Below are 20442 nucleotides of genomic sequence, written 5' to 3'. Positions count from 1 at the left end.
CTTTTCTTCCGCCGACCCTCTCTCTTCCGCCGCCCCCCTCCACCCCGGCGCTGCCACTGCGGCAGGTCGGGAGGGTCTCTCCCCGGGTCGGAGGAGGCAGGGAGGGAGAAGGCGAGGAGAAGGAAATCGGGAGGGATCGACCGAGTCGTCGGTCGAGTCCGCCCGTCGAAGCCTGAACGCACTCCCCGAACGACGCAGCGAAGCCCTCGAGGCCCTGCTCGTCGACCTCGGCTCCCAGATCCAGAAAGGCTCCGCACGCGCGGTCGCCGACGCCCCGCGCTGGCAGCCGACCGGCGTGGCGCCCCTGGACCGGCTGCTCGGAGGCGGCTTCCCGATCGGGCGCCTGTCGGAGATCTGTGGCCCGACGGAGGTCTCTCCGGGTGCCCCTCGAGCCGCCGTCGCGCCCAGCTCCGGCCGGACCGCCGTCGCCCAGGCGCTGGTCGCGGAAGCGCTCGCGAGCGGCGTTCTCGCGGCCTGGATCGACCTGGCGGACGCCTTCGATCCCGACTCGGCCCTGGAGACGATCCGCGCCCGCGGCGACGAGGACGGGACCCTGGACCGCCTGCTCTGGGTCCGGGCGCGGGACGAGAACGAGGCTCTGCGCGCGTGCGAACGCGTGATGCGGACCGAGGGCTTCGAGCTCGTGGTCTTCGATCTCTTCCGCCTGGAGGGCCGGCCCGCTCCGAAGGACGTGACCTGGCTGCGCCTCGCACGCCTCGCCGCGGGGACGAGGACGACCCTCGTCGCCCTCTCGGACGCGCCTTCCACGGGCTCCCGCGCCGAGCTCGTCCTCGAGATGCGCCCGCGTCGCGTCGGCTGGAGCGAGCCTCCCCACCTCCTCGAATCGATCGAGACCGAGGCGGTCCTGCGACGACACCGCAGCCGGCCGACCGGCGAGAAGGTCGCCCTCCGCGCGACGTTCGCTTCCTCTCCGCTCGGAGATCGTTAGGCGTGCGCGTCGGCTGTCTCCTCGTCCCCGACCTCCCCCTCCAGGCCGCACTGCGGGCGGAGCCCGAGCTCCGGGAACGGCCGCTCGTGATCACGAGCGGTCCCGGGAACCGGGCGGAGATCGTCGCCGTCGCCGAGCGGGCCGCGCAGCAGGCCGTCCGTCCCGGGCAGACGCTGCCCCAGGCCCGGGCCGTGTGTCCCGACATCGAGGTCCGGGTCGCTTCTCCCGTTCTCGAACGCACGGCCCGGGAAGCGCTGCTCGACGTCGCCCTCTCGCTCGCGCCGCGTGCCGAAGCGGCGCCGAGAGCCTCGGGGATCTTCGCCTCCGAAGGCGTCGTCTTCGTCGATGCCAGCGGGACCACCGCGCTCCACGGCGACGAGTCGAGCTTCGCCTCGGTCTTCCACGCCCGGGCGGAGCGCGCCGGGATCCCGGGCTTCGTCGCGATCGCCTCGACCCGCGGCGTCTCCCGCCTCGCCGCGCGACACCTCGCGCTCGCGGCGATGCATCGCCGGCTCGCCTCCAACACCTCGGAGACCTCGAAGACCCCGGAGACCCCGGAGACCCCGGAAGTCCCGACCACGCGCGTCCTCCCCCACGAGCGCGAGGTCGCATTCCTCGAACCGCTTCCGATCGACCTCCTCGATCCCGACGACCGGACGGCGGAGGCACTGACACGGTTCGGTGTACGCCGGGTCCGCGAGCTGCTGCGCCTGCCCCGCCGCGACCTCGCCGCGCGGGTCGGCCCCCAGCTGCTGGAACTCGTCGCCCGCGCGCGCGGCGAAGAGCAGGAGCCCCCGATTCCGGAGCCCCGGACGACGACCCTCGAGGAGGGGCAGGACCTCGAAGCCCCGATCGCTTCCCTCGAGCCGCTCACCTTCGTCCTGCGCGGGCTCGTCTCGCGCATGACGGAACGCCTCGCCCTGCGCGGTCTCGGCTGCACCGAGCTCCGCCTCGGGCTCCAGCTCGAGAACGGCGCGCGGCAGAGCCGACGGATCGGCGTCGCGACGCCCTCCCAGGACGAACGGGTCCTCCTGCGCCTGCTGCGGCTGACCGTCGAGCGCGCCCCGCCGATGGCGCCCATCGAGAGCGTGACGCTGCTCTGCGAAGGGCTCCCGCTTCGTCGGGAGCAGCTCGACCTCTTCCTGCCGCGCGGACCGAGCCCGAGCGATCTCGACCAGACCCTCGCCGAGCTCGCCTCGATCTGTGGCGAGGGTCGCGTCGGCGCCCCGGAGATCGTCGACACCCATCGCCCGGACGCCTTCGGGCTGAAGCCCTTCCGAAAGCCTGCGCGCGTCGCGGCCCCGAAGCGCGCGCGCCCCGCACGGCGGGTGAGGTCCGAGGCCACCCCCGCGCGTTCCGCGCCGCCGCGGCGGGGGCCCCGCCTCTCGATGCGGGCACTTCGCCCCGCCGTTCGTGCCCAGGTCCACCTCGTGAACGGACGCCCGGCCCATCTCCGCTGCCGACTCGGACAGGGGGAGATCGTGAAGACGGCGGGGCCGTGGCGAACGACCGGCCATTGGTGGTCGGAGGCCGCACACTTCGCCGTCGACCACTACGACGTCGAACTCGACGACGGCACGGTCCTCCGGCTGGCCTTCGATTGGAAGACGAAGCGCTGGCAGATCGACGGGTTGTACGACTAGACTGCGAGTCGACTTTTTCCTTCGTCACGAAGGAACGAGGAGAGAACGTTGCCCGAGATTCGTCGGTCCGAGCGGGCCGAGCCCCCCCAGTCGTTGATTCCCCAGCCCGACCACCCGATCGCCTTCCTCAAGGGCTTCCTCGATCGACCGAAGGAAGTCGGCTCGATCATTCCGAGCTCCCGCTGGATGGAGCGACGGATCACCCGGACCGCCGAGATCGCGAGCGCCCACGTGGTCGTCGAACTCGGCCCGGGCACCGGCGGAACGACCAAGGCGCTGCTCCAGGCGATGGCTCCCGACGCGAAGCTCCTCGCAATCGAGATCAACCCGGGCTTCTGCGAGCTGCTCCGCTCGACGATCGACGACCCGCGCCTGATCGTCCATCACGGCAGCGCGGCCGAGATCCCGGAGGCGCTCGAGAAGAACGGCCTCGACGCTCCCGACGCGGTGCTCTCGGGCATCCCCTTCTCGACGATGCCGAAGGCGGTCGGGCTCGCGATCCTCCACTCCGTCAAGGAGAGCCTCGCACCCGGCGGCCGCTTCGTCGCGTACCAGTTCCGCGACGTCGTCCACACGCTCGGCAAGCGCGTCTTCGGCAAGGCCAGCGTCCAGCTCGAGCTGCTGAACGTGCCGCCCATGCGCGTCTATCGTTGGGATACGGACGAGCGCTGAACCCGTTCGCGAGCCGCTAGGCTGTCGCGATGCACACGCTCTACGGCTCGACGATCTCCTACTACGCGGGCAAGCTCGAGGCGTACCTCCGCTATCGGGGACACGCCTACGCGCTGCTGCCGCACGCGCCGCACGAAGCCCTGATCCGGGAAGGCGCCGGGGCCGTGCAGAGCCCCGTCCTGCGCCTCGAAGACGGACGCTGGGCCTCGGACACGACGCCGATCCTCCGCTGGTTCGAAACCGAGTATGCCGAGACGGGAACGCCGTCGATCTTTCCCGAGGACCCGGCGCTCCGTTTCGTGGCGCTGCTCCTCGAGGACCATGCGGACGAGTGGCTGTGGCGGCCGGCGATGCACTACCGCTGGAGCTTCCTTCAGGACCGGGATCACGCGAGCGGACACCTCGTCGACGAGATGCTGGCCGGCGTCCCGACGCCGCGCGACGAGCTCCGCGCGATGATGGTCGAGCGTCAGCATGGCGGCTTCGTCCTGCGGGACGGCGTGACCGACGCGACGCGCGGGCACGTGGAAGCAACCGCGATGGCGTCCTACGACCAGCTCGAAGCGATTCTCGAAGAGCGGCCCTTCCTGCTCGGCGAGCGACGCACCATCGCCGACTTCGGATTCGTCGGGCCGATGCTCCGCCACTTCGCGCAGGACCCGACGCCCGCGGAGCTCATGCGCCAGCGCGCACCGAAGCTCTTCACCTGGGTCGCGCGGATGTGGGAGGCGAGTCCGGATCCGGCGGGCGCGGCGCTCATCCAGGCCATCGACGCACCCCTCGCGACGCTCGTCCGAGAGGCCTGCGAGACGCACATGATCCAGCTGCGCGACAACGCGAAGGCCTTCGCGGCGGGCGCCTCGCACTTCGAGAGCACGATCCAGGGCTGCGACTACGAGCAGCTCCCGGTCTCCCGCTATCGCGTCTGGTGCCTCGAGGAGCTCCGCCGCGAGTGGGCGCGCCTCGACGATGCCGCGAAGGAAACGGTCCGGGCGCATCTCACGAACGAGGCGCACACGCTCCTCTCCGACGCGGAGCCGATCGCCCGCTCCGACTACGACGAAGCGAACGCAGCGCCCTTCAATCGCGCGATCAACGTCTACGGGGACGGCGTCCCCGGATGACGCGGACGACAGCGCCTGTCCGCCGCTGAACGGAATCGACTGACCGACGAAGAAGTCGCACTCGTCCGACGCCGGAAAGAGTGCAGAGCACGCGATCGCGCCCGGTCGCGAGCCGGCCGATCGGGACGCCGTTCGCGGGGAGCTGCTCGAATTCGGCGGTCTCGGTGAGCGCCGGAGGGAAAGACTCCGACTTCTCGACGAAGCTCTGGGCGATCAGGTTCATCTGCACGTCGTGGCGCGCGGCTTCCGCTCAGAAGGTCCGGACGTACCCGACCTGGGCCGAGCGGTGCCCGCTCACTCGAACGTCACGCCCATCCCACGCGGGCTCACGCGGCGTCGGCGTCCTTCGTCAGGAGCGCGCGGAGCATCACCGACGGGGTGGGCGGGGACTCCTCGAAGTCGATCGGCGCGTACTCGGTCGGCGGCGAGATTCCGAGCTGCGCACGAACCGTGTCGAGGTCCCAGTCGAGCATGTCGGCCCAGTCCTGGCCGACCCGCGAACCCGCCGTCTTGCCCCGCTGATAGGCCTCGGCGATCGCCGCACGGGCGTGGGCATGCCCCGCGCGCTCGAACTTGATCAGGTTCATCCGGACGACGAAACGGACCGCCTTCGGTCGCGGATCCTCGGCGAGGTTGAAGACGAGCTCACACATCTCGCCGAGTACGTCGGTCCCATAGCCCGAGATCACGTGGACGATCTCGTGGATGTCGCGCAGCCGGTTCGCCATCGCCCACGCGGCGTCGTTCGCATAGTCCTCGCGCTTCATGTTCTTGAAGCTGGCCTCGGCGAACGAGACGATGTCGATCTGGTTGGCTTCCATGAAGTCGACGTAGGCGCGACCGAGCGAAGCCTCCGGCATGGCCCGCATCCCGGCGAAGTCGAGCAGAACGGGGTGGAGGCTCCGGCCTTCCTCGAGGAGCCGACGCGCAGTCGGGTCGGCCATGCAGCGTTCGTAGATCCGGTCGAATTCCGGACCATGGAAGGGGCGCAGCAGTCGGAACACGGTCTCTGGTCCGGGCCCCACGCGGCGTGCGCGACGCAGCTCGCGCAGGAACCCGAAGAAGCCGAGGGGACGGGGGTTGAGGACGACGCTCTGGGACGACATGGAGACCTCCTGCCAGACCTCGACGCTAGTCGAAGTCGGTGGGGATGCCTAGCGTCCCTCGTCCCCGTCCCTCTCCGCATCCGGTCGATCCGTGTCCCGACTGCCGCGCTTCCACTGCCCGGAGAGCGTCGCGTGCCGTGCGTCCCCCTGACTCGCGCGACGGACGACGTCGTCCCCGAACTTGTCCGCAAGGGCGTCCAGCGCCCGGTTCAGCTGGCGCTTCTTGGGGGTCGCCTGCATGACGCGCGGATCCGCGTCGCCGGCGCCTTCGGCCGAGTCGAAGAGCGAGAGTTGCGCCGCGCCGCCCCCCTCGTCGACGAGCCCGGACACCCCGACGCCGAGCAACCGGACCGGCTCCGCGAGCGCATCGTCGAGGAGCGACTTCGCGACCTGGGCGATGACTTCGCCGTCGTCGGTCGGCTCGGCGAGGGTCAGCTGCCGCGTACGCGCGGGATAGCCCCGCGGCCCTTCTTTCGTGCGACGCGCGAGGCGCCACTTGAGTACGACGGTCCGGGCGAAGAGATGCTGACGCCGCAGTCGTCGCGCCACGCTCTCGGCGTGGGTCAGGATCGTCGCTTCGAGCACGCTCCGATCCGTGACGTCCCGATCGAAGGTGTTCTCCTCGGAGAGCGAGACCGCCTCGCGATGGGGCTCGACCTCGCGCAGGTCCTCGCCGCGGGCGAGGCGGCCGATCGACTCGCCCCAGTCGCCGAGATGAGCGCGCAGGGTCGCGGGATCGGCGCGCGCGAGATCCCCGATCGTGCGGTAGCCGAAGCCCTCGAGGCGTTCGCCCGCGACCGGCCCGACGCCCCAGATCTTGCGCGCCGAAAGCGGTTCCAGGAACCGCCCGACCGCATCGGGCGGAACCTCGAGGAGCCCGTCGGGCTTGGCGGCGCCGCTCGCGATCTTGGCGACCATCTTGATCGGCCCGATCCCGACCGAGATCGGAAGCGCCGTCTTCTCGCGCACCTCGCGCCGGAGTCGCTCGCCGACATCGGCGGGCGCGCCGAGCAGGCGCTCCGTCCCGGTGAGATCGAGGAAAGCCTCGTCGAGGGACAAGCCCTCGACGCTCGGCGAATAGCCGCGAAAGATCTCGAAGATCCGGCGCGACTCCGCGGCATAGCGCTTCATGTCCCCGGAGACGAAGACGAGGTCGGGGCAGAGCCGCTTGGCCTCGACCGAGGGCATCGCCGAGTGCACGCCGTACTCGCGCGCCTCGTAGCTCGCCGCCGCGACCACGCCGCGATTCCCCGCGCCACCCACGACGATGGGCCGCCCACGGAGCTCCGGGCGGTCACGCTGCTCGACCGACGCGTAGAACGCATCCATGTCGGCGTGGAGCAGACAGCGCGGTGACCCGGCCGGCCCGCCCATCCCTCAGCCTTCGACCGGGAGGTCGGCGGCCGCTTCGTCCGGGGCCGGCTCGACCGCCGCGGCGTCCGCGACCTGGGAAGGATCGACGATCGGTGCGTGGAGGGAGGCGATGGCTTCGGCGGCGGCGCGCATCCCGATGGTCACGCGGCCTTCGAGGTCCGGCGTCGTGAGCGCGCTCGTCGCGAAGACGAGGCGCGGCGAGCGATCGGTGCGCGCGTTGAACCGGTCGCGGCGGGCGAGCGCCCCCCGACCCTGGACCGAGATGATCTCCGGCAGTCGCTCGACCCGGGACGGCCCCTCCGGCAGCGCGCCGAGGGAAGAGCCGCGGAACGAGGCGTCGACCTGGCGGACGATCTCGGTGTCGGAGCGGGTCCAGTAGTCGTCCACGGCCCCGACCTCCAGGGAGATCCGGATCCAGAAGGGGTCCGACGAATAGGGCTCCGCCGGCGGCCCGAGGATCCGGAGGTCGCGCATCTCGGGCAGCTCCCCGGGCACGAAGGTCACGCCCGCCAGGCCGCGCAACAGCCAGGCGGGATCGCTCACCCGGCGATGGATCACGATCGAGCGGCGCGGCTCGATCGATTCGAAGTGGCCCCGCTCGGCGGGGCTGAGCTTCGGGCAGATCCGCAGGATCTCGCTCGGCGGAAGCGCGATCACCGCCGCGTCGGCGAGTGCCCGTCCGGATCGTCCTCCCGACCGGTACCGGACGCGCACGCCTTCCGCCGTCGGCTCGAGCGCCTCGACGCGGGTGGCCAGACGCAGTCGCAGGGACGCCGCCAGCGCCTCGACGAGCGCGACGAGGCCGCCGGCCAGGGGCACCGAGCGACCGCGTCCCGCGAGCAACCGCGCGAGCATCGGCACCACGACCGAGGCCGACTCGGCCGAGAGATCGACGCCGGTCCGCGCGAGGAGTGCCGGCGCGAGGCGCGTCGTGACCCAGCGCGTCCCGAAGGCCCGGATCGACGCGCGCTGCCATTGGGTGTCGTCGAGGGCGCGGACCGAGTCCGGCGCATCGAGCCGCGGAGAGCCGAAGGAGTCCCAGATCGCCCGCACGAGCGGCTTGCGATCGCGCCAGCGCGGCGGTCGCCGGAACACGGCATCGATCGGTCGGTCCATCCGCGGAGACAGCCGCGGGAAGAGGAACTCGGCGCGCCCGAGCGGCGGGGGGCGATGGAGCCGGCCGCCCAGGACGAGCGCGTGCTTTCGTTCGAGGAACGCGTCGCCGGCGGGCTCGAGACCGAGCCCCGCGACGAGCGCGCGACAGTTCGCGTCGCCCCAGCCGATCTCGCCGACCGCAGGCTCGAGCAGCCCGTGCTCGGTCTCGATCGGACGCAGTCGGCCACCGACCTTGCCCCCCGCCTCGAAGACTTCGACGTCGTGACCGGCGCGAACGAGACGTTGACCGCAGACGAGGCCGGCGAGCCCTCCGCCGACGACGACGATCGAGGCCATCAGGCGGGTCCCGGCGGAACCGCGGTGCCCGGCCGTCCGCAAGTGGCCGGAGCCGATTCCCGGACGAGGCGGATCAGCTCCTTCGGAACGAAGGGCTTGCGAAGGAAGTGGCCGCCGATGCGCGTGAGCTCGGCGGCGAGTCCCACCGGCGGCTCGTCGCCGCTCGCGACGATGAACCGGGCCGCGGGACGGCGGGCCAGGAATTCGGGCAGGAGCCGCTCGGCGCCGTCCCCGTCGGGGAGCGACACGTCCAGCACGAGCAGGTCGATCTCGTTCTCGTGGGCCGAGAAGAGCGTGCGGGCCTGCGTGCCGTCCTTCGCGGTCAGCACCCGGACCTGCTCCCGCTCGAGGACGCGGGTCATGAGGCGCAGGAGCTGATCCTCGTCGTCCACGATCAGGGCGGTCCGGTCCGGCGGGGCGGTCGTCATCGTCGGAAGGGCCTCGTGGCGCGAAGGAAACGGAGTCGGAGCGGGGTCGGCCGCCTGCGACCGGGAGAATGAACCAAGTATACGATTGATCAATGACGAAAGTACGGCGAAAATGAGGCATGACCTCCCCTCGAGACCTGGCCCAGGACTACGTCGAGCTCCGCACACGAAGCGCTTTCTCCTTCCTGGAGGCCTGCAGCAACCCCGAAGACCTGATCGAGGCCGCCGCCGAGCGGGGCCACGAGACCCTGGCCCTGGCGGACCGGGACGGCGTCTCCGGCGCCCCCCGCTTCCACAAGGCGGCCCGCCTGGCGGGCCTGCGGGCGCTGGTGGGTGGAGAGATTTCGGTCGGCCAGGGGCAGCCCGGCGATCCCTTCGCCGAGCCGGATCGGGTCACGCTGCTCTGCGAGTCGCCGGAGGGCTGGCGACGGCTCTGCCGGATCCTGACGAAGGCCCACGGCCGGCGGAACAAGACCCTCGAAGCCCGCGACACCCGGGCGCGAAACCTGATCCGGGTCGGCTGGGACGAGCTCGAGGCGGAGGCGGGACACTGGAGTGTGTTGCTGCGCGGCGACGAGCGGCTCCGACCCGACCTCCTCGACCGGGCGAGCCGGGCCTTCGGGGACCGGCTGGCCGTCGACGTCTCCCATTCTCTCCACCGCCGAACAGCGCAGATCGCGCGCCACGCTGCCGACAGGGCGGAGGACCGTCGGATCCGGGTCGTGGCGTCGGGGGACGTCCGGTGTGCGTGGCCGAGGGATCGGCGACTGCTCGATGCGCTGATCTGTCTGCGCGAACGGAAGACCCTCGACACGGCGGGACGTCATCTCCCTCCCAACGGTGAAGGTCACGTCCAGACGCGAGAGGAGATCGCGCGACGCTTCCGCGATCACCCGGCGTGGATCCTCGGGACCCGCGCGATCGCCGAGCGCTGCGAGTTCACCCTCGAGAACCTCGACTACCGCTTTCCTGCGTTCCCTCTCGACCGGGGCGAGACCCAGATGAGCCGTCTGCGCGAGCTGACGAGGGTCGGCGCGCGCAACCGGTACGGCGCCCGCCCCGGCTCCCGGGTCCTGAAACAGCTCGCCTTCGAACTCGACATCATCGAGAAGCTCGACCTCGCCGGCTATTTCCTGATCGTCGAGGACATCGCGTCCTTCGCGCGGCGCCAGGGCATCCTGTGCCAGGGCCGCGGCTCCGCCGCCAACAGCGCCGTGTGTTATGCGCTCGGGATCACCGCCGTCGACCCGGTCGGAATGGACCTCCTCTTCGAGCGCTTCCTCTCCGAGGAGCGCGGCGAGTGGCCGGACATCGACATCGACCTTCCGAGCGGCACCCAGCGCGAGAAGGTGATCCAGTACGTCTTCGGCAAGTACGGCCTCGCGGGCTCGGCGATGACCGCGAACGTGATCACGTACCGGATCAAGATGGCGGTCCGGGAGATGGGCAAGGTCCTCGGCCAGGACCCCGAGGCGATCGGGCGGCTCTCGAAGCTCGTCGCGCGCCTCGACTTCCCTCCCGCACCGAGGGGGAGCGCCGCGGAGCGGCGGGCGAACGATGCCGCCGCAGAGGCCCGAGGCGAGGATCCGCAGGCCGAGGTCCGGCAGGAGTTCCTGGCGCGGCTCCGCGAGGCGAAGCTCGATCCGGAGTCCCCCGACGTACGCCACTGGACCGATCTCGTGCGTGCGGTCCAGGGCCTGCCCCGTCATCTGGGCCAGCACAGCGGCGGGATCGTGATCGCCGCCGGACGCCTCGACGAGGTCGTCCCGATCGAGCCGGCGACGATGGCCGATCGCAGGATCGTCCAGTGGGACAAGGACGACTGCGCGGACATGGGGATCATCAAGATCGACCTCCTGGGCCTCGGCATGCTCGCCGCCCTCGAAGAGACGATCCCCCTGATCCGGAGACACGAGGACGTCGAGATCGACCTGGCCCACCTCCCGCCAGACGATCCGAAGACGTACGCCATGATGCGCAAGGCGGACACGGTCGGCGTCTTCCAGATCGAGAGCCGCGCGCAGATGGCGACGCTCCCTCGGCTCAAGCCGAAGACCTTCTACGACCTCGTGGTCGAGATCGCCATCATCCGCCCGGGCCCCATCGTCGGTCAGATGGTCCACCCCTATCTCAACCGCCGGGCCGGTCGCGAGCCCGTCGAGTACCCGCACCCGAGTCTCGAACCGATCCTCGAGCGGACGCTGGGCGTGCCGCTCTTCCAGGAGCAGCTGCTGCGGATCGCGATGGTCGCAGCGGGCTTCTCCGGCGGAGAGGCCGAGGAGCTCCGACGCGCGATGGGCTTCAAGCGCTCGGCGGAGCGGATGACGAAGATCGAGGCGCGACTCCGCGAGGGCATGCGTCGTCAGGGCTTCTCCCGCGAGGCCGAGGACCAGATCGTCCTCCACATCTCGTCGTTCGCGCTCTACGGGTTCCCCGAGTCCCACTCGGCGTCCTTCGCCCTGATCGCCTACGCCTCGTCCTATCTCAAGTGCCACCACCCGGCGGCCTTCCTGGTCGGGCTCCTGCGGGCCCAACCCATGGGCTTCTACAGCGCGGCGACCCTCGTGAAGGACGCCCAGCGCCACGGCGTCGAGATCCGCCCGGTCGACGTCCTCTTCTCCAACCAACGGGCCGACCTCGAGGAGGGCAGCCCGACCCGGAACCGCCACCGTGGCGCCCCCGCCGTCCGCATCGGCCTCGACGCGGTCGGCGGCCTGAAGGCGACGACCGCGGAGCGGATCGTCCGGTCACGCCGCGCCGGCGGCTTCGAAGACCTGGGCGACTTCGTCCGCCGGGTCGCGCCGGATCGCAACGAGCTCGAGGCCCTGGCGGAGCTCGGTGCTCTCGGCCGACTCCGCGGGGCTTCCAGAGGCCGGCGGGACGCGCTCTGGCAGGTCGCCGCCCTCGAACGGGATCCGAACAGCCTCTTCGCCGGACGCGAGATCGCCCGCGCCTCCGGCGGCCGGAACGAGAAGCCCGTCGATTCGAGGCAGGGGCCGACAACACCTCCCGAGACAACACCTCCCGAGCCGTCCCCCCTCGAACCGATGGATGCCCTCGACGAGACCCTGGCCGACTACCGACTCGCCGGCCTGACCACCGACGTCCACCTGATGGGGCATCTGCGCGAAGGCCTCGAGCGCCGCGGCGTCCTCTCGGCGGCCCGGCTCCGCGAGACCCCCGACGGCGCCTGGGTCCGGATCGCCGGCCACGCCATCGTGCGCCAGCGCCCCGGCTCTGCGAAGGGCTTCTGCTTCGTGACCCTCGAGGACGAAACCGGGCTCTCGAATGCCGTGCTGACCCCGGACATCTCGGCACGCTTCCGCGTCCCGCTCCACCAGGCCTCGCTCCTCGAGATCGCAGGGCCGCTCCAGCGCGTCGACGGCGTGATCCACGTGCGCGCCCGCGAGATCGTCCCGCTCGACCTGAGCGAAGCGCGCGCGCCCGGCCCCGGCCGCACGAGCACACCGCGACGGGACTCGCGGAAGCCGAAGATGCCGCGCTCTCACGACTATCGTTAGTCGGCGCGGAGCGCCTCCCGAAGCGCCGCCTGGCAGCGGCGGCGCTTCTCGCGCTCAAGGCTCGAAATACCTGACCGAAGCCGCCGACCCTCAGTCGGCTCGGAACTCCTCGCGCGTCATCGCCCAGCGTTCGTGATCGCGCCAGTGACCGCGGATCCTGAGATAGCCCGGCGAGAGTCCCTCGAGTCGGAAGCCGAGCCGCTCGACGAGCGCGATCGAACGCGCGTTGTCCGGCTGGATGTTGGCCTCGAGGCGATGGAGACCGAGCCGACCGAACGCTTCGCGGAGCATCGCGCGCAGCCCCGCTTCCATCCTGCCCGTCCCGGCGAAGGGCGCGAAGACGTAGTACCCGAGGAAGGCCGACTGCGCGGCCCCGCGGACGATCTCGTTCGCGTTGACGACGCCCGCGAGCTGACCGCTCTCGCGGTCGACGACGAGACGGAGCTCGTATCGCGGCTCGTGCTGGCGCGCGATGTTGAGGCGATACGTGGCGCTCGTGGTCGGCGGCTCGACGAAGCGCGCGTGCAGGTCGCGGCTGCGCGCGACCGCGTCGAGAAACGCTTCCTCGTGACGAAGCGAAGGCACGACGAGGTCCACCTCCGGCAGCGCCCGCCCGGAGCGGCTCACTCGACTCACTCGGCCTACTCGTCTTCGGGCCGGAGCGGCCTCGTCGCGAGCTCTGCGCCTCCGGTGACCGGCAGCGTCGCGCCCGTGATGTAGGACGCGCGCGGTGACGCAAGGAAGGCGACGGCCTCGGCGATGTCCGCGGGGCGGCCCATGCGGCCGAGCAGGAAGCGAAGCCCGGCCTGATCGATCTGCTCGTCGCTGATCGACGCCATCATTCCCGTGGCGACCGGCCCGGGCGCGACGGCATTCACCCGGATGCCGTGGGCCCCGAGCTCGAACGCGAGATCGCGGGTGAAGGAGACGACCCCGCCCTTCGTCGCCGCGTAGTCGACGTGGGGCACCGTGTACCGAAGCGCGGCCATCGAGGCGATGTTCACGATCGCCCCCGCCTCGGAAGCGCGCAGATGTGGAAGCGCCGCCTGACACGTCAGAAAGAGCGAGCGCAGGTTCACACCGAACGTCCGGTCCCAGTCGGCGAGGGACATCTCCTCGAAGGACTGGATCTTCACGATCCCCGCGTTGTTCACGAGCACGTCGAGGCCGTCGAGGTGGGAGACGGAGGCGTCCATCGCGCGCGCGACCGCCGACGCGTCGGACACGTCGCAGGGGATCGCGCACGCCTTGCCGCCGGCCGCTTCGATCGCCAACGCGACCCTCGCGGCCGCTTCGCCATCGACATCGACGCAGGCGACCGCCGCTCCCGCGGCCGCGAGGCGCACCGCGATGCCCTCACCGATCCCGCCGCCGGCGCCCGTCACGAAGGCGCGCCGCCCGAGAAAGTCCTGCACCGGTTCGATCGGATCCTGCGTGCTCAAGCCTGCTCCTCCTCGCCCAGCACGGACGGCCACCGGAAAGGAAGGCGCAGCATACCGGCAATCGTCTCGCCTGGAGGTCGATCGTCGAGAGGGACCGACACTCTGTGGTAATTTTTCCCACTCACTTGGCGTCCCCGCGCGAGACGACGGCGCGGCGATCGGCGGGAGTCGGACGACGAACATGGCCCGAGAAACCGAGGAGAGCCCCACGTCCGCCGGCCGTCCCTCCGGCGCGCTCCTCGATGCCGTCGAGCGGCTGCTCGCCCCCCTCGTCCGCCTGCTCCTCGATCACCAGATCACGTTCCCGACCCTCGCCGGCCTGCTGAAACGGATCTACGTGGGTGAGGCCGAGCGCGGCTACGCCCTGCCCGACCGGCCCCAGACGATCAGCCGTCTCACCCTGCTCACCGGCATCCACCGCAAGGACGTGAAGCGACTCCAGGCGGAAGCGGGCGAGCCCCGCCCGGCCGTCCCGCCGAGCGTCTCCCTCGGCGCGCAGCTCGCGCTGCGCTGGACCGCGGATCCCACCTATCGCGATGGAGACGGACGCCCCCTCGCCCTGCCGCGACTCGCGACCGAGGACGGCCGCCCGACCTTCGACGGTCTCGTGCAGGCGGTCACCCAGGACATCCGCCCTCGCGCGGTGCTCGACGAGTGGCTGCGCCTCGGCATCGCCCGACTCGATGCCGAGGATCGCGTCGTCCTCGTGGAGGAGGCCTTCGTGCCGTCGGAAGGCTTCGAGGAGAAGGCCTACTACCTGGGGCGCAACGTGCGCGACCACCTCGCGGCCGCGCGTCACAACCTCACCGGCGTGGGCGCGCCCTTCCTCGAACGAAGCGTCTACTACGCCCACCTCCGCCCGGAGTCCGTCGAAGAGCTCCAGGCCCTCGCCCGCGAGGCGGGCATGGAGGCGCTGCAACGCGTGAACGCGCGCGCGCTCGAGCTCCAGGCCGCCGACGCGGGCGAGAGCGACGCGAGTCAGCGTATGAGCTTCGGCGCGTGGTTCTTCCGAGCACCGCAGGACTCGTCGGGGGACGCAGACGGAGGCAGCGATGACTGATCGCCGTCGGCTCCTCACCCTCACGATCATCGCGCTCTTCGCGTCGCTGTCGCCGCTTCCGAGCGGCGCGACCGAGACCTGCGGCGGCGGGCGAGCCGGCCACCCGATCCACGTCCTCGAGCCGGGCGACGACGACAGCGGCATCGGGGGGACCGGCTTCGGTCCCGACGACAGCGGTCTCCGCGGAACCACCTTCAGTCCCGACGACAGCGGTCTCGGCGGGACCGGCTTCGGTCCCGATGAATCGAGCCCTGCACGCGGCGACCGCATGCAGCGTACGTCCGGCGGAGACGACGATGACAGCGGCATCGGCGGCACCGGACGGGGGCCCGTCTCGGATGGCGATGGCCCCGACGACGCCGGTCCGGCCCCGCGCGGTCTCGGCCTCTTCGGCCGCGCCGAACCGGTCGGGCGCGGTTCCGCGGATCCCGAAGGCGGTGGTCGAGGGCGACGCGCGCGGGTCTGCGTGAGTGGCGTCGAAGTCGTGATCCCCGAGAGCCTGGCGCTCGAGTCGTCGTCCGGCGCCGATGGCCAAGGCGTCCCGCGAAGCCTGGCGTCCGGGCAGCTCGTGCTGGTCGAAGCCGTCCGGACCGCGGACGGCGTCGTCGCCCGGCGCATCGTGGTCGCGCGCGACGGCGCCGGGCGGATCGAGCGGCGTGACGAAGACGGAACGCTCGTCGTCGACGGCAGGCGACTGCGACTGCGCGAGAGCACCACCCGCTCCCCGTCCCTGGACGACGCCGAGCTCGCGCCGGGCAGATGGATCGCCTTCCAGGCCCAGCTCGGCCCCGACGGCGAGCTGGTCGCGACGCGGATCGCGCCCGGACGCGCGGGAGAAACGCGTGCTCCCGACACCGCCTTCGAGGCGACGCTGGCCGCGCGGCTCCTGGAAGCGCGCCGCGAGGGCCGCATCGACTACGCCTCCGTCGAGGGCTTCGTCGGCGGGCGCGAGGCCCGCCCCCGGATCGGCCGCCTCGAGCTCGCCGTACCCGAGGACACGCCGGACGCGATTCGCCGCGCGATCCGGCCCGGCGCACGGCTCCGGGTGGGAGGACGGATCGAGAGCGACGGCGTCCTGCGAGTGATGCCGACCCGACCCGCGCCGTCGCGGCCCGGTCCCATGGGCACGCGGCCCACGGACCAGCCGCCCCGACCGGATGCGATCCCGGAGCGTCCCAAACGACGTCCGCGCGACGAGGTCGGCCCGCCGCCGCGACCGATGCGACCGAAGGCGGCGCGGGATCTCCAACGGCCGGCGGTCCGGCCGCGAGCGCCGGCGCTCGACCGGCGCCTCGCGCGATAGGGCCACCGCGCGCCTTCGACGACCCGCTCCCAACGAAGAGGCGCCGGACGGGAATCCCGTCCGGCGCCTCCTTCGAGCCGCACCTCACGGCTCCCCGACCCGCGAACACGTTGGCGAGGCGTTCGACGGATCGGGCGCGCAGATCACGGCGTCCGTCAGTAGGTCGCGATCAGCGGGAAGCGCACGCGGTTCGTGTCGTCCCAGGCGTCGGCCTGGATCACGTCGAGGTTCGTGATGGCGCCGGGCGCGAGCAGGACCGCGCTCGCGGCGACGCGCGTCCGAGACGAACAGACGGCGGCGCCGATGAAGTCGCCGCCGCGCGAGAAGTCCGAAGCGCGCAGGTAGCGCACGCCGTTTCCGGGGACGCCGACGACACGGCGTCCCATGTGGTTTCCGTTCGAGTCGTAGGCGCGGCACATGACGTGGGCCGTCTGGGCATTCGGGTTGTTGAAGACGAGCGCGGTGTTCACCGTGTCGGTGTCCCGCTCCACGGCTTCGCGCATGTCCAGGCGAAGCTCCGCCTCGGGGCGCGCGTCACCGAGCTCTGCGTCGGAGACGACCCGCTGGGCGTGTGCGGTGGCGGCCGTGGCGAGCACGACGAAGCCGGCCAGGACGATCGATCGGAACGAAAGAGATGCAGTCATGGGGATCCTCACGGGGATGCGCCCGGGCGAGGCCGCGGGCAGGTGTATGTGGGAATTTTTCCCACCTTCCCTGTATAAGCGGGAATTTTTCCCACGTCCATTGTTTTCTGCGTCACCAACGACGGACCCGACCGGGAGAGAGGCCGGATGCGCAGGCCCGTGGCAATCGACCGGCAGGACCGACCGAGGGCGGAATCGGCGGCATCTTCCGCCGGAGCGGTGGGACGGCGGCGTCAGCCGAGGTCGACGACCGTCCACTCTCGATCGCGGCCGTCGACCACGATCTCGAAGGAGTCCCCTTCCCGAGCCCCCACGAGCGCTTTCCCCACAGGGGATTTCGGCGTGACGACCTGGACCCAGCCATCGCCGCCCGGCCCGGTCAGCGCCTCCCCCGCCCCGACCGGAAGCACGATCAGGGTGCGCTCCTCCTCCCCCTCGTCGTCCTCGATCCGGACGTCGACCATCGCGCCGAGGCCGACGCGATCGGTCGGCCGATAGCGCTTGATCCCCTTCTCGGCGAAGTCGAGCAGGGTCTCCATCTCGGTGACCGCCTGTTTCCGCCGGCGTCGATGGCCCGACGCGAGCCGCCCCTCCATCGCGGCGGCCTTGGCGTCCTCGCGCCGGGACGACTCGCCGCGGATGTGCTCCGCGGCGTCCGCGGAGCTCGACTCGGCCTGGCCGGCGTTCGCGATCCGCTCCTGGTACACGCCCTTCAGTTGATCGACGAAGTAGCGCTTGATGTCCATCGTCCCCCCGGATCCCGCCGTCTCGCCTTCGCGTTACACTCCGCGCGCCGTAACGGCAGGCCTCGTCCGCGCATCGCGGGCCGCGCCCCATTCACTCGGCCCCGCGAGCGTATCCGAAACCGCGGACGAATACGCGGAACAGCCATGACGAACACACGGAGAATCCGATGACCACCGCGACGATCAACACGAACAAGGGCGCGATCAAGCTCGAGCTCTTCACCGATGCCGCCCCCGAGACCACGGGCAACTTCATCAAGCTCGCGGGCGAAGGCTTCTACAACGGCCTGACCTTCCACCGCGTGATCGCCGACTTCATGATCCAGGGCGGCTGCCCCCTCGGCACGGGGACGGGCGACGCCGGCTACAAGTTCGACGACGAGGCCGGCGCCCTCGCCGGCAAGCACGACGGCCCGGGCATCCTCTCGATGGCCAACGCCGGCCCGAACACGAACGGCTCCCAGTTCTTCATCACCCACGTCGAGACCCCGTGGCTCGACGGCAAGCACGGCGTCTTCGGCAAGGTCCTCGAAGGCCAGGACATCGTCGATTCGATCGCCCAGGGCGACGTGATGGAGACCGTCGTTATTTCGGACTGAGCCTTCGGCTCAGTCGTCGGCGCCCCGCGCCGACCGGCGAAGCCGGCGAAATCAGACGGCGGCCTTCACCCGCTCCGCGACGTTCTTCGCGGTGAAGCCGAAGTGTTCGGCGAGGTCGCCATAGGGCGCGCTGGCCCCGAAGCTCTCCATGCCGATCACGAGGCCGCGGCGGCCGACGAAGCGGCGCAGCGTCTCTCCGCGGCCCGCTTCGATGGCGACGATCGGCGTGCCGTCGTCGGGAAGGACGGCGTCCTGGTCGGCGTCGCTCTGCTCGAGGAAGAGCTCGACCGAAGGCATCGAGACGACCCGGGCGTGGATGCCCGAACCCGCGAGCTCCCCGGCGGCTTCGACGGCGAGGGAGACCTCGCTGCCGGTCGCCAGCAGCACGACGCCCGCCTTTTCGGCCGGCTCGCTCACCACGTAGGCGCCCTTCCAGACGTCCTCGGGGACGAAGCCCGCCGGACGCTCGAGTCCGGGCAGGCCCTGACGCGTGAGCGAGAGCAGGATCGGACCGGGCTTGCCGGGGCCCTCGCCCGCGACCGACTTCAGGTAGTACGCGTACGCCATCGCGGTCTCGACGCCGTCCGCCGGACGGAAGACCGTGAGGTCGGGCATCACGCGGAGCGAATCGACCTGCTCGACCGGTTGATGGGTCGGGCCGTCCTCGCCCACGAAGATCGAATCGTGGGTGAAGACGAAGAGGGTCGGCGACTTCTGGAGCGCGGCCAGCCGGATCGACGGGCGCATGTAGTCGCTGAAGATCATGAACGTGCCGCAGTAGGGCAGGAAGGTCCCGTCGAGACCGATCCCGTTCGCGATCGCGCCCATCGCGTGCTCGCGCACACCGAAGTGGATGTTCCGCCCGGCGAAGGGGTCGACGCCCTCCCCCGCCGCGGGACCGACGATCCCGGCGCTCTTCACGATCGGCGGTGCCGCCGAGCCCGCCAGATCCGCGGAGCCGCCCGTCATGTACGGCACGAGGTCCGCGAGCCGCTCGAGCACCGTCTGCGAGTGCTTCCGCGTCGCGTTCTTGGCCCCGTCGAGTCCATCGACGAGCTTCTCGACGAGATCCGCGGGCAGCGATCGCTCGCGCGCCGTGTCCCAGCGCGCGGCCGCGTCGGCGTTCGCCTCGCGCCAGGCGGCGAGATTCACATCGCTGGCCTCGCGCGCGGCGCGCTTCGCCTTCGCCCGTTCGTCGCAGTAGGCACGCACCGCATCGGGCACCAGGAGGTCGCCTTCGGTCGGCCATCCGAGGCCTTCCTTCGCGAGCTTCGTCTCGTCCTCGCCGAGCGGGCCGCCGTGGGCCTTGTTGCGCCCCTCGAAGTTGGGCGCGCCGCGACCGATCAGGGTCTTGAGCACGATCAGCGTCGGGCGGTCGGTCTCGGCACGCGCGGCCTCGAGGGCCTGCGCGAATCCAGCGCGATCCTGCCCGTCGACCGAGTCGACCACGTGCCAGCCGTAGGAGGCGAAACGCGCGGGGACGCTCTCGGAGAACGTGATGTCGGTTCCCCCATCGATCGTGATCGCGTTGTCGTCGTAGACGTAGATCAGATTGCCGAGCGCGTGCGCCCCGGCGAAGGAGGCCGCCTCGGACGCAACCCCTTCCATCAGGCAGCCGTCCCCGACGAAGCCGTAGACGAAGTGCTGTCCCGGCCGATCGGCCCCGTCGCCTTCTCCGCCGAACTGCGAGCCCGTCATCCTGGCCGCGAGCGCCATGCCGACCCCATGCGCGAAGCCCTGACCGAGCGGCCCGGTCGTCAGCTCGACACCGGCGGTCTCGCCGTACTCCGGGTGGCCGGGCGTGCGCGAGCCGAGCTGGCGGAACTTCGCGATGTCGTCGAGGGAGAGGTCGTACCCGAAGAGGTGGAGCAGCGCGTACTGGAGCATCGACGCGTGCCCGTTCGACAGCACGAAGCGGTCGCGCAGCGGCCAGGCGGGATCCTGGGGGTCGAAGCGGAGATGGTTGTCCCAGAGCTCGAAGGCGGAGGCCGCGAGGGCCATCGCGGCGCCGACGTGGCCGATTCCGGCGCGTTCGACGGCATCGACGGCGAGGAATCGGATGGTGTTCTCGATCTGTTCGAGCAGCTGGGGATCGTCGGTCCCAGCCGCCGGCAGTGCGGTGGAGGTCATGAGGGGTTCCGTTCGATTCATGCGCTGGCGGACGCCGCGCGTCGGTCTCGGCTCGTGGGGGGTGTCCGGTGGGGAGCGGACCCGAGAACGCGCCCAACAGTACCGCCGAACCGGCTCCGGCGGAATGGGCGAAATCCCCGGAATCCCATTCCCGCGGGCCCCAGGCGCCTTCCAGCACACTCGACGAGCGCGCCCGCCGGCTACGCCGCCACAGACTCCAAGCGGGAGTCCTCAACGCAAGGCGCGCAG

At 71.2% G+C, this 20442-nt stretch carries 17 protein-coding genes; 8 read left to right on the top strand and 9 right to left on the bottom strand.

The features are described from left to right. Positions 1–295 precede the first annotated feature (295 nt). Genes NXI30_25020 through NXI30_25005 form a run of 4 tightly spaced genes read left to right on the top strand, consistent with a single transcriptional unit; the run spans position 296 to position 4388 of the window. Positions 296–949 (top strand): hypothetical protein, encoded by a 654-nt coding sequence (locus tag NXI30_25020; protein MCR9097493.1) that lies wholly within the window; start codon positions 296–298, stop codon positions 947–949. A 2-nt stretch (positions 950–951) separates the two neighbouring features. Then, positions 952–2592 carry a hypothetical protein gene (locus NXI30_25015; protein MCR9097492.1) on the top strand — a complete coding sequence of 547 codons (1641 nt, stop codon included), beginning with the start codon at positions 952–954 and terminating at the stop codon, positions 2590–2592. A gap of 48 nt (positions 2593–2640) precedes the next feature. Further along, a complete protein-coding gene (locus NXI30_25010) occupies positions 2641–3264 on the top strand; it encodes a methyltransferase domain-containing protein (protein ID MCR9097491.1) in 624 nt (207 codons plus the stop codon). Between the two features lie 29 nt (positions 3265–3293). Next, the gene (locus NXI30_25005) at positions 3294–4388 is read left to right on the top strand and encodes a glutathione S-transferase C-terminal domain-containing protein (protein MCR9097490.1); all 1095 of its coding nucleotides are present in this window, start codon (positions 3294–3296) and stop codon (positions 4386–4388) included. 326 nt (positions 4389–4714) lie between these two features. Here the strand turns inward: NXI30_25005 and NXI30_25000 are convergent, their stop codons facing one another. From NXI30_25000 to NXI30_24985, 4 genes are read right to left on the bottom strand one after another with little or no spacing between them, the layout of a single operon-like run. Next, positions 4715–5494 carry a ubiquinone biosynthesis protein COQ4 gene (locus tag NXI30_25000; protein ID MCR9097489.1) on the bottom strand — a complete coding sequence of 260 codons (780 nt, stop codon included), beginning with the start codon at positions 5492–5494 and terminating at the stop codon, positions 4715–4717. A gap of 48 nt (positions 5495–5542) precedes the next feature. Then, a complete protein-coding gene (locus tag NXI30_24995; protein MCR9097488.1) occupies positions 5543–6868 on the bottom strand; it encodes a DNA polymerase IV in 1326 nt (441 codons plus the stop codon). 3 nt (positions 6869–6871) lie between these two features. Continuing rightward, positions 6872–8320, bottom strand: a complete 1449-nt coding sequence (locus NXI30_24990) for an FAD-dependent oxidoreductase (GenBank protein ID MCR9097487.1) — start codon at positions 8318–8320, stop codon at positions 6872–6874. Then, positions 8320–8748, bottom strand: a complete 429-nt coding sequence (locus NXI30_24985) for a response regulator (GenBank protein ID MCR9097486.1) — start codon at positions 8746–8748, stop codon at positions 8320–8322. Before NXI30_24985 ends, NXI30_24990 begins: the two co-directional genes overlap by 1 nt. Before the next feature lie 119 nt (positions 8749–8867). Between NXI30_24985 and dnaE the strand changes: the two genes are divergently transcribed. Continuing rightward, the gene (dnaE, locus tag NXI30_24980) at positions 8868–12269 is read left to right on the top strand and encodes a DNA polymerase III subunit alpha (protein MCR9097485.1); all 3402 of its coding nucleotides are present in this window, start codon (positions 8868–8870) and stop codon (positions 12267–12269) included. Between the two features lie 90 nt (positions 12270–12359). Here dnaE and NXI30_24975 read toward each other — a convergent pair whose 3' ends face one another. Continuing rightward, a complete protein-coding gene (locus NXI30_24975; protein MCR9097484.1) occupies positions 12360–12905 on the bottom strand; it encodes a GNAT family N-acetyltransferase in 546 nt (181 codons plus the stop codon). 5 nt (positions 12906–12910) lie between these two features. After that, a complete protein-coding gene (locus tag NXI30_24970) occupies positions 12911–13711 on the bottom strand; it encodes an SDR family oxidoreductase (GenBank protein ID MCR9097483.1) in 801 nt (266 codons plus the stop codon). Positions 13712–13892: 181 nt separating this feature from the next. Here NXI30_24970 and NXI30_24965 point away from each other — a divergent pair, with 181 nt between their 5' ends. Beyond that, a complete protein-coding gene (locus NXI30_24965; protein MCR9097482.1) occupies positions 13893–14771 on the top strand; it encodes a DUF6502 family protein in 879 nt (292 codons plus the stop codon). Continuing rightward, entirely contained in the window at positions 14764–16074 is a 1311-nt protein-coding gene (locus NXI30_24960; protein MCR9097481.1) for a DUF5666 domain-containing protein, read from the top strand. The genes NXI30_24965 and NXI30_24960 overlap by 8 nt, the downstream gene beginning before the upstream one ends. Before the next feature lie 155 nt (positions 16075–16229). Here the strand turns inward: NXI30_24960 and NXI30_24955 are convergent, their stop codons facing one another. Continuing rightward, a complete protein-coding gene (locus NXI30_24955; GenBank protein MCR9097480.1) occupies positions 16230–16718 on the bottom strand; it encodes a hypothetical protein in 489 nt (162 codons plus the stop codon). A gap of 233 nt (positions 16719–16951) precedes the next feature. Continuing rightward, positions 16952–17464: a GreA/GreB family elongation factor gene (locus NXI30_24950; GenBank protein MCR9097479.1), complete on the bottom strand. Its 513-nt coding sequence runs from the start codon at positions 17462–17464 to the stop codon at positions 16952–16954. Between the two features lie 167 nt (positions 17465–17631). Here NXI30_24950 and NXI30_24945 point away from each other — a divergent pair, with 167 nt between their 5' ends. Further along, positions 17632–18063, top strand: a complete 432-nt coding sequence (locus NXI30_24945) for a peptidylprolyl isomerase (protein MCR9097478.1) — start codon at positions 17632–17634, stop codon at positions 18061–18063. 51 nt (positions 18064–18114) lie between these two features. Here the strand turns inward: NXI30_24945 and tkt are convergent, their stop codons facing one another. Further along, on the bottom strand, positions 18115–20193 hold the full coding sequence (tkt, locus tag NXI30_24940) for a transketolase (GenBank protein ID MCR9097477.1): 2079 nt from the start codon (positions 20191–20193) through the stop codon (positions 18115–18117). Between the last annotated feature and the right edge of the window lie 249 nt (positions 20194–20442).

It is taken from the genome of bacterium (assembly GCA_024742285.1).
Taxonomy (GTDB): domain Bacteria; phylum Myxococcota_A; class UBA9160; order UBA9160; family UBA4427; genus UBA4427.
Note: the sequence above shows the minus strand (reverse complement) of the source record. Positions and strands in the feature narration are given on the sequence as shown.